Raw genomic sequence first — 9,711 nt, forward strand, 5'->3', positions numbered from 1 at the left:
CCTAAATCTAACACGATTAATCTGCTAAATCTTTTTATATTTATTCTTTGCCTCCCTAACAGCGGTGCAAGCATCCTTTATCGCTATAGACTTGATTTGATAAGGTACTGTCTTGCACCATTCAGGAAGGTTGTTTAATATTCCCGTTTTAATAGCTTTCCAATTAGCCTTGACTTCGCCATTTTCAAGTATTTTGACGGTTTTATTGAAAACGTAACGGGAAACTCCAAACCACTGACGAACCATAGAACGTTGTTCAGCGCTTAGGAACACTCGAATCTTCTTTGATTTTTTGGCCGTATTTTCGGAGTCCGTGGACACGGCTTGAGAAGACATGAATGATGGAGAGAATATCTGCGGTAAGTTCTGATTCCGGGCAGCTTTGAGATTGGTGGAGAACCAGGATTTTTCCACCGTTGAGACTGACCAAGTACTCAATGAGTTCAAATCCGAATCGGGTAAGTCGGTCTCTACAGGCAACAACAATTGTGAGCTGATCTCCGCGCATAATCCGTTCCAGTATGGCTTTAAGTCCTTTCCTTTTGTAGTTGAGTCCTGACCCAATGTCAAAGATGATTTCTGCTTCCGGGAAGAGGGAATGCACGTAGGCGATTTGTCTGGCGAGGTCGTCTGTTTGCTTGTTGCTACTGACTCGACAATAACAGATGGTTGTTGGTTGCCTTGGTTGTCGTCGCCCAAGACTAAGCAAGCTTTCTGTGTCAAAGAGCCTAGTTTATCCTGGGGTCTTCTCACATCTGATCGTCCCATCATCTGCATACTTCCTTAAAGTGTTTTTGGAGACTCCCGTAAGTTCGACCGCCTTAGGGAGTGGTACAAGCGTCATCGATGTAATCTACCATTTAATTGTAGATAGTGGTAGATTAGTGAATATTTTTATAAACTGTCAGAAGCCCTCGGCCTGAGCCACAAGTAAGTGTTTTACCAGTGGCTATATAATTATCAGCCTTTTTTTTTGTTTTTATGAAAAATTCTCTTTTTTTACGGTATATCCTCCTCGTTTCACCCTGTTGAATGTACTATCTGGGATCACCTTGGACTAGTCCTGATCACCTGATTGATTGTCATCTTTGCGGTCTTTTAGCAGCTTGGTGCGCTTATCAGAACGATTCTGCTTGCGAGATTCCCTGAGTATAGTGCGTTGGTTAGAAGTACTAGTTTTCTGGCGCTCTTTGATGGTGCTCAGTACTTTATAAGGGTCCCGTCCATAGTGGGGATACAATATTGGTAAGTTTTCTTGCTCCTTACCAAGTTCTTCTAAAACCTGATAATGTTGCTGATCGTTGATACCCAGTTCATCCCGGATCTGCTGGAGAACCTCGAGACTACTAGCGGAATTCACATGTCCAGCTTGGATGGCTTCTCTTAGCACCCCTTTGTATACCCCCAAGCGGTATTGTTGGTTAGCACCCGGTAGGGTTTTAGCCAGGATGTGTAATTCCTCAGGTTTGAGATCATCCACGGAACGACCTTCCAGAAATTCCGAGAAGTCCAGGGGTAGCTTCTTGAGTTGACGGCGCAACTTGTCTGCCAAACTCTCCTGGGTATATTGGTGGGAACTACGACCCCAAGTTTGATAAAGCCATAAGCTGCTGACTAGAATCACTACACTCTGAAACAGGAATTGCACTAGAACAGGGAACCGATTAATTTCGGGACGACCCCCGTAGATGAAGAAGAAGTTAAACGCAATAAAGGTACAAATGGAAAAGACTCGGTGCAATACTTGCTCGTGAGTGATAGATTGGTTTTTTCGCCACAGAGCAGCTTTGTATGTCTTCTCTAGCTTGGTACAAATTAGACAACTGAGCGCCACGAAGACAACGAAGGTAAGAGGAGTTGCCACCAGTTTAGGAATCGCAATCGGGTGATTCATGATGTAAAACCCTGGCTTGAAAAGCGCACCTAACTGATTCTCTTCATGGGTCCAAGCCCCAGACAGGTAATAATCGAAGTTTCCTGCATACAACCAGTAGTAGACGAAATAGCCAATTACCATGCCTAAATAACCGTATTGGACTAATTTCCGACCAGGCTTAGTCAGTTGTTGCCAGTAGGCTTTTTCGGAATCGATATCCATACAAGGGGACTTACAACTGATACAGGCACTTTTTTCTTGACCTGCGGTCTTGTCTACGGTGCGGCACATGGACTGGGTAATGGTTTTTGGCGGTGCGTTGTGAGCTTCAGTGCCAAGCAATCCCCGTGGTCCAGTAAATACCATCTGAACCATGCCAAATGGACAGACATAATGACACCAACTTCTGCCACCATAGAGGAATACCATCATCATGGCGGATACGATAGTTAGGCTCAGAAACAAACCCAGAACCAAGCGGTCAGAGTTAACAAATAGAATCCGGCAGTTCAAACCGATAAAGAAAATGGCAAACTGCACATATAAATGGTTACGAACTAGCCAGGGATTTTTGCTGATATCCCCCTGTGGCTGCAACCCCAAAGCTCTGGGAATTTGGGACAGAAAGTAAAGTGGGCAAATGCGTCGCCAAGTCTCATGACCAAACACCAAGACAATCATGATGGCGCTAGGCACGATCATGCCCCAAAACATTCGCGCTCCCAGGGCATAGGGTTTCTCATCTAGGCATACTCCCTGGACTTGAACACATGGGTCTCGGGTGAGTATGGGATCTCGAAATAGGCTGAATAGACTATTAGGATCAGTTAAATTGTGTGAGATCGGGTCATAAAACAACGAGACAATTAATATTAGCCAACTAATCGCTAGCACCCAACGGACTCGGTGCCAACTTTGTTCTGGTACCTTTGACAGCATCACTTTAACCCCCTTTTGCTCCATTATGAGAAACAACTTCAGCCATTGACAGTACCCGTTTGGATAATTCCTAACAGCTAGCACCGAAACTAAATCCTGATGATGAGAATTACCCATGCCTGGGCATGATCTGTTCCATAAAACCAACCAGCTTTAGGTCAAGCCTCTTAAGCTTGGGTTTGTGGGCAACCTAACTAACACCATTGGTTTGTGTCACCAGTTACTTATCTGGTTGAGTCCACACCTTTTATGCAGTTTCCAAATTTTTATAGCACTAAGCATTAAGAGGACATTGATACAAGCTTAAAAGCTGTTGTATTCAACTTTTGCATGGATGCATGCCTCTTGCCTTGGGCGTAGCGCCATAACATCATGAGCTTACAAAAAAAATGCATATGGTTCTAATCTGACAGTTGGGTAGACATCGCCCTACTTGCTGTCAGAAACAGAATTTGTTGGAGCTGGTCGAAAGCACTATTAGCTCTACCTGATGTGGTTGGGTAAGCTAGGCTTTGGCCAGTTTTGAATAGGCTTACAGGTTATGGAGAGCTTTTTAAACAGCTCTGGGTGGTCTCTCTCTTGTCTCAATCATCAGTACCAACTGCTCCCATTCGACAGCGGTTTAGGGGAAATTACCTCTCGTCAACATAGGTGTAACTAGGTTTAACCAGTAGGGGTCACTAAACTAGGCATTAATCACCACTGAGGCGGTTGGCCAGTTGGGACAGCTTGGTTAACCCCTCAATTGAGGTTATAGATGGATCTCAACAGCTCCCAGGAGTTAATCCACAAACTAACCGAATCTTGACAGCGAATCATCATATGCACCCTTCTCATGATTTGAATAAAGGATTTGTAGGTTTGTTTAGCTTCACAGATAGTTTACCAAAGCAATTCACCAACTTTACTAAAAATTTGCATAAATTTATTTCAAGCCCTGGTAAAGCTAAACCAAGGTCGCTTTAAATACTTGGCAGTAAGGGATTCAGGAGTCTGATCCCCTTTCAGGGTAAACGCATCTTATTTTGAAATGCCTACTGGATATGAGATTAATAAGATAAGTATTTATGCTTATTAATTTTGAAATCTCTTCTGAGTAAGGCTTTTAGAATTTAGATGCGTTTGCCCTGGATCCCCTTTTCCCGATTAATTGTAGCTGTTGATACCAATATTAGCTTAGGGATAACAATAATCTATAATTTATTTTATAGGCATACTAAGCTTTGATATCTTGAAGCGAATATCTTGAAGCCATGAGTTGCTCGTCCTACCCATTAATCGTAGCTGTTGATACCAATAATTGAATTGAAAACTTAGTATCTAGCGATACTAGGTTTTCATGTCTTCAATCCATTTTGACGTTTATTTTGAGAATAATAGCATTTTTGGCGTTGCTCAACTTAACGATTAATTATTGAAAGCATTAGCATCTTGGCTCCCTAAATCGACCCATGCTGTGGGGTGTCCAAGACTTCACTACATCGCTTTTCCCATCAATCCTAGTTTCGCACATCCAATAAAAATGCTATAGTAACTTTCATTACATTAGGGGAATCAAAATAATGAGCGCCAGAATGGGCGCTTTTTGGGTTTAAGGGTATCGGTCTTGTCCTGATTAACTGGCTTCTCAGACGCCTCTACACCTAATTCTGGAGATTTGGACTCTGGGGATTTTTGAATAGGAATGTCTTTACCCAACTGCCAGTCATTGTCAGCCTGCAATAAAACATAGGTAGCCACATTTTCAATCTGCTCCTCAGTCAGCTTCTTATTGAAGGAAGGCATAGCGTTTTTACCATTGGTTACCTGGGTTTTAATTTTTTCCAGGTCATACATCTCATATCGTTTCAGGACAGGTTTCTTCAAGGTTTTATTGGCCATAATCACGTTATTGCCACCGATATGACAAGCAGCACAATTTTGACTAAAAACCTTAGCTCCTTGAACGGCATCACCAGCGAGGGCTGGACGTTCTAGAGCAAATGTAAACCATACCGTAGCAGTCAACAGGATTGATAGCAGCTTCTTCAAGGGTATTCTCCTTCTGATCAAAACAGATAGCAGGCTACAGAGTGGCCTATAATTATTCCTCAGAATGACTGTAAGCCGATTAAGAACTGCTGTCAAACCTAAGAACCAAGACTATCAATGAAGGAAGCAGACCGACTACATATGAATCGGGATAGCCTGACTGATCAAAATGTCATAAACTGTAAATAACCTCTAGCACCCAAATTAACCTAAATAAAATTAAACCAAAATTAACCAGTAATCTATGAGTCCTCTGCCCCATCATCGCCCTAAACAACTCTCCCTAGGTCCATTGGAACGAGAAATCTTGGAGATCATCTGGGTATTAGGTTGCGCTACTGTCAAAGATGTGCATGAAAAGATTTTGGCTGACCCAGATCGGGAATTAGCTTATGCTTCAGTAACCACAGTGCTACGCCGGTTGACCCAGAAAGGTTGGCTCAGTTGTGATAAACGACAGCGTACCTTTTTATGGAGACCCTTAGTGTCTCGGCAAGAAGCCCAGGTACTCGCAGCCCATGACCAGCTCAATCGCTTTTTAGCCGTAGGCAATCCGGATGTAGTTGCTGCCTTTGCCGATAGCTTAGATGCAGCCAGTGTGGAACAAATTTCTGCGATCGCACAACGACTGCAAGCAGCACGTCAAAGGCGGAAGGAGGAAAAATAATGCATGTGGTGATGATTATAGCAGCATTAGGGCTGGCTTGCTGGCACAGGCACACAAGCTACCAACTTCCTGGGAGTTTGCCCAGGCGCTGGCAACAGGTACTAGTGCAATTTCTTGCTCCACCCCTACTTCTCCTAACCACTGCTTTGGCTGTCCTATCCATGGGGCCAAAGGGACAAATGATCGGGTTACGCACCGACTGGCTCAGCTACTGCCTAGCCCTAGGATTTCTGGGTTGGGCAGTAGTGTTGTGGCTAAAGTCAGCAAAGCTTGGTTGGCAGTCTTTGCAACAAGTTCGTTCCTTACCCCAAATTTGCTTAATAAATGGGCAATGGCAAAATGGGCAATGGGAAAGGGTTGAAAACTGTCCTGGCTTAACTCCAACCCCTGAATCCCTAGCTAGTCAGGGTCAATTGGCTCGTCTTTTAGACACTCCCATACCCTTTATTGCTCAGATTGGCTTTTGGCAACCCGAACTTGTGGTCAGTCAGGGACTCCTAGAAACTCTTTCATCGGAACATCTAGAGGCTGTGATCACCCATGAGCAAGCTCACCACCATTACCGAGATACCTTCTGGTTTTTCTGGCTAGGATGGATTCATCGAATTACCGCTTGGTTACCAAATACAGAGTCATTGTGGCAAGAACTATTGAATCTACGAGAAATCCGTGCTGACCATTGGGCCGCTAAACGGGTCGATGCCCTATTGTTGGCAGAATCACTGTTGACTATGGTTAGCAGTCCCATGATAACTACGGAAAATTTCTGTGCTCCCTTTAGTAGACCTGTGCCTCCCAGTCGCTTCCAAGAGAGAATCGATGCACTCTTGACAGAGCCAGAGTCTGCCACTGGTACTAGCTCCTGGAATTACTCCTGGAATTGGAGTTGGTTGCTATACGTATTATTACCCCTATTGGTTGTACCGTTTCACCAATAAACTTAAGGGCAACAGGCATTACCACAGGCATTAGGCCACAGGGAAAGGGGAAAAAAATATTTTTTTTGGTCTTGACGTCGCGACATAGTGATGTAACTATATAAATATATCGCGACAAAAGGAACGAACACACAAAACACGATAGTAAAACACTTAAATAAACCCCGTAAGTGTAGTAACTACCTAAGTGTATTAACCAGTGTATTAACCCATTGTCATGATATCACGATATACCAATAGAAGTATATCGTGACAAAATGTGCCAAACTTATAAGAGGACAATCACATGTTGCTCTCTCTGGAGCTAGAGGACAAGGACATTGGTTCACAAAAAGACAGATCCCCGGTATGCATTACTGCGAGGACATATTCCCAAACATCTACTAAAGCGCTTCCGCAACTACTGTGTCGAACACGAACTTGACTACAGTGAAGGACTAGAAGATGCGCTGACTAAATTTTTTCAGTACCTAGACAGCAGCCAACAATTAGCAGTTCCAGCACAAACTCCTACCATTGCTGATCTGATTCATGGCTGGAACTTGGAAGAACTATCACGATTAAGTGAAGTTAGCGTTGAAAACCTCCAAGCCATCTTGGAAGGAAACCGACCCACAGATGATGATCTGATTGGTTTGGGTGTAGTGCTATGCAAGAACAATGATGAACCTTGGACAACCGATGAGTTAGTGGAGATTCGCGATCGCTGTTTCTACGGTTTTCCAAAATTGTCGAGCAACAGCGAGTCGCCAAGGATTCAATAACCGTGATCGGACTAACAGCTGCCAATGGTGATTGCTATCAGAGGGGATTTTTTACAGAAATTATCGGTTTTTGAAGCGATTTTTGGCTAAAATCAATCCTGCCAGTTACTGTACTATGGAAGCCGTCGGTTACTTAGATCAACAACCATAGATCAACAAGCAGAGGTGAGCCATAGTACTTAGCCATAGTACTTAGCCATAGTACTTAGCCATAGTCTCCGTTGGTCCGGTTTAACTTGCTTAACAGCAACACTCACTACTCAGCGTGTCATTTTAGGTTTCAGTCTTCAACAATGGACAATTTCTTTTTCTCAGGGTGCCATCTATCAGTTACCACGGAAAGCTTCAATATTGAAGCACCATCACGCTTAGCGGCCTACGCTCTAAGGCGACATGCTAGTGAGCTGGCTGTCTCTGCTCAAAAACTCAGGCTTCAACGGGCTATTGTATCCTGGCCCGGATGCGAGCGACCTTACCAAATTCCCACCTCCATACTCAGGAGCGAGACAACTATGACCGGACCAATACCCCAAAATGGAACCTATTTGCTAGGAGCCAACTACCTTCGTGTTAATGATTTTATCAAAGAAAAGCGTGAAGAAGGTCTAATTGTAGTAATTACGTCAATGTGGAATGATGTTTGCTTACACACCAATGACCTACTTGCACCAGAGCGGGGTATTCTCCAACCCCATCAGTGGACTGGCTTTAATTATCGCTACTTGTGGCGTGATAGTCGGGATGACTATAACGAACTAATTGATCGATTGACTCGGGAGCGTTACATTCCCAAATTCCAGTACACGCTGAGGCGTCCCGATGGCGCATTAGGCCGCTATGAGACCGATTATTACCTGGTAGAGGACTATCTTAACGTACCAGTGCGCATTGGTGTCAGCGATGTCAATGCTTGGGAACTGATATCAGAACCGTTAGCAAGTTAGTTTCCATTTAGCTGTCCGGCAAAAGAAGCCCCACAACGAACATGCGCAGCATGAGTGTGGGATGAATTTTGCACAGAGTCTTTCGGGACAGGAAAACGAGCTATTAAACTTCTGATTAATTCAGATTGAGTCATTCCTCTTCGTTCTGCTTCCTGTAAGAACTGCCTTTTTTCAAAATCGGTAAGTCTGATAATCAACTTCTTGTCTTTCATTATGGGTTGTCGCATGTGTACAGGCATGTGATCATCATAGTAGGTCGATCAAACAGGAAGCAAGGGATGAAACTAGCGTATCAATACCGATTAAAACCAACAAAATAACAAGTAGCTAAAATTGATAACTGGTTGTCAATGCTTTGTGCCCAGTACAACTATTTGTTGGCGGATAGATTTGCCTGGTATGAACAGAATCGCTGTTCCATTAATGCTTGTCCTCTTGTTTGTCATCTCCCTGATTTAAGAAATAATCCAGACTACTACAGCCAAGTGCGATTCGTTGACTAGAAACTTCAAACCAATTAAAGGTCAGAAGGAGGATTAGTCGCTAGGTCAGGAAACTGACTCTGATAACTTGATAACCATGATGGTGAAACTCCATCCCTCGCGAAATCCGAGTGACAGCCTTACCCGGATTTATGAACATAACAAACTCATAGATTAATGCAAGGGTCGAACAGTGAAGCATCCTTAACCTGAACAGATGTTAGTAACAGGCAGGGACTCATGGGTACGCAAGAAAGATACATCCGAGTTAAATAGGTGTAGCGAAATAAGGTTTGATACGCTACAAACAAATAGTTAAAGGAAAACAAATGGATTATGTAGTTTTGGCTCTACATAATGATTTCCCTAATTCCCGGTGAATAGTATCGCCCTAAAAGTCCGAAAAAATGGTTATCAGGAACGAAGTAACTCCTATATATACTCTCAGAAAGGTCGAATATTCTGAGTAGGTAGTTAGCCGTAAGTTATATGGGAGCAAGATTGAATCAAAAGCTAATACCTGGAGTAACATCCAGGATACGCCGACAGATTCACGTCTATAGGAAAAGATATAGTTGTAAGTAGTAATGAATATGTCTAAAACCCAGGGAAACCAGACGGTGGAATGGAATAGGGTAAATTGGCGTAAGCTAGAAAAAGTCTTATTTAAGTTACAAAAACGAATATATCGAGCCTCACAACGTGGTGACGTCCGTGTGGTAAGAAAGCTACAAAAGACCCTAATGAAATCCTGGACAGCCAAAATGATTGCGGTCAGGCGGGTTACCCAGGAAAACAAAGGTAAGAAAACTGCCGGAATAGACGGGAAAGAAGCCTTAACCCATAGGCAACGACTCGCCCTGGTAGTTAACCTAAAAATCCATAAGAAGGCAAAACCAACAAGAAGGGTTTGGATACCAAAACCTGGAAAAACGGAAAAGCGACCTTTAGGAATCCCGACCATATATGACCGTGCTTTACAGGCACTTGCTAAACAGGCACTAGAACCTGAATGGGAAGCAAAATTTGAACCCAACTCTTATGGGTTCAGACCAGGACGCTCATGTCAC

Annotated in this window: 9 protein-coding genes and 1 pseudogene; 6 read left to right on the forward strand and 4 right to left on the reverse strand. The window is 43.4% G+C overall.

What is annotated here, in order from left to right; all coding sequences use genetic code 11:
* Nucleotides 1-24 precede the first annotated feature (24 nt).
* From F6K20_RS11720 to petJ, 4 genes are all read right to left on the reverse strand, one after another.
* The gene (locus F6K20_RS11720; RefSeq protein ID WP_502708831.1) at nt 25-336 is read right to left on the reverse strand and encodes a helix-turn-helix domain-containing protein; all 312 of its coding nucleotides are present in this window, start codon (nt 334-336) and stop codon (nt 25-27) included.
* Entirely contained in the window at nt 257-709 is a 453-nt protein-coding gene (locus F6K20_RS11725) for an IS607 family transposase (protein WP_287294779.1), read from the reverse strand. The genes F6K20_RS11720 and F6K20_RS11725 overlap by 80 nt, the downstream gene beginning before the upstream one ends.
* Before the next feature lie 348 nt (nt 710-1,057).
* Nucleotides 1,058-2,815, reverse strand: a complete 1,758-nt coding sequence (locus tag F6K20_RS11730; protein WP_287294781.1) for a 4Fe-4S binding protein — start codon at nt 2,813-2,815, stop codon at nt 1,058-1,060.
* Between the two features lie 1,554 nt (nt 2,816-4,369).
* Nucleotides 4,370-4,846: a cytochrome c6 PetJ gene (gene petJ, locus F6K20_RS11735; protein WP_353736750.1), complete on the reverse strand. Its 477-nt coding sequence runs from the start codon at nt 4,844-4,846 to the stop codon at nt 4,370-4,372.
* 244 nt (nt 4,847-5,090) lie between these two features.
* Between petJ and F6K20_RS11740 the strand changes: the two genes are divergently transcribed.
* The 6 genes and pseudogenes from F6K20_RS11740 to F6K20_RS11765 form a co-directional block, all read left to right on the forward strand.
* Nucleotides 5,091-5,513 carry a BlaI/MecI/CopY family transcriptional regulator gene (locus F6K20_RS11740; protein ID WP_071107139.1) on the forward strand — a complete coding sequence of 141 codons (423 nt, stop codon included), beginning with the start codon at nt 5,091-5,093 and terminating at the stop codon, nt 5,511-5,513.
* A complete protein-coding gene (locus F6K20_RS11745) occupies nt 5,513-6,451 on the forward strand; it encodes a M56 family metallopeptidase (RefSeq protein WP_008190958.1) in 939 nt (312 codons plus the stop codon). The genes F6K20_RS11740 and F6K20_RS11745 overlap by 1 nt, the downstream gene beginning before the upstream one ends.
* A 320-nt stretch (nt 6,452-6,771) precedes the next feature.
* Nucleotides 6,772-7,215: a hypothetical protein gene (locus F6K20_RS11750; protein WP_008190960.1), complete on the forward strand. Its 444-nt coding sequence runs from the start codon at nt 6,772-6,774 to the stop codon at nt 7,213-7,215.
* 293 nt (nt 7,216-7,508) lie between these two features.
* Complete coding sequence (locus F6K20_RS11755; protein ID WP_008190963.1) at nt 7,509-8,159, forward strand: hypothetical protein; 651 nt, start codon at nt 7,509-7,511, stop codon at nt 8,157-8,159.
* A gap of 332 nt (nt 8,160-8,491) precedes the next feature.
* A pseudogene (locus F6K20_RS11760) lies at nt 8,492-8,644 on the forward strand (RNA-guided endonuclease TnpB family protein); the annotation flags it as partial.
* 590 nt (nt 8,645-9,234) lie between these two features.
* The coding region (locus F6K20_RS11765; RefSeq protein ID WP_287294783.1) for a reverse transcriptase N-terminal domain-containing protein at nt 9,235-9,711 on the forward strand (477 nt) is incomplete at its 3' end.

The sequence above is a fragment of the Moorena sp. SIO2C4 genome (genome assembly GCF_010672485.1).
Classification (GTDB): Bacteria; Cyanobacteriota; Cyanobacteriia; order Cyanobacteriales; family Coleofasciculaceae; genus Moorena; species Moorena producens.

What these genes read in the sequence shown, in the direction of transcription:
- F6K20_RS11720 (WP_502708831.1), bottom strand. Translation starts at nt 336, where the DNA reads ATGTCTTCTCAAGCCGTGTCCACGGACTCCGAAAATACGGCCAAAAAA.
- F6K20_RS11730 (WP_287294781.1), bottom strand. Translation starts at nt 2,815, where the DNA reads ATGCTGTCAAAGGTACCAGAACAAAGTTGGCACCGAGTCCGTTGGGTG.
- F6K20_RS11740 (WP_071107139.1), top strand. Translation starts at nt 5,091, where the DNA reads ATGAGTCCTCTGCCCCATCATCGCCCTAAACAACTCTCCCTAGGTCCA.
- F6K20_RS11745 (WP_008190958.1), top strand. Translation starts at nt 5,513, where the DNA reads ATGCATGTGGTGATGATTATAGCAGCATTAGGGCTGGCTTGCTGGCAC.
- F6K20_RS11755 (WP_008190963.1), top strand. Translation starts at nt 7,509, where the DNA reads ATGGACAATTTCTTTTTCTCAGGGTGCCATCTATCAGTTACCACGGAA.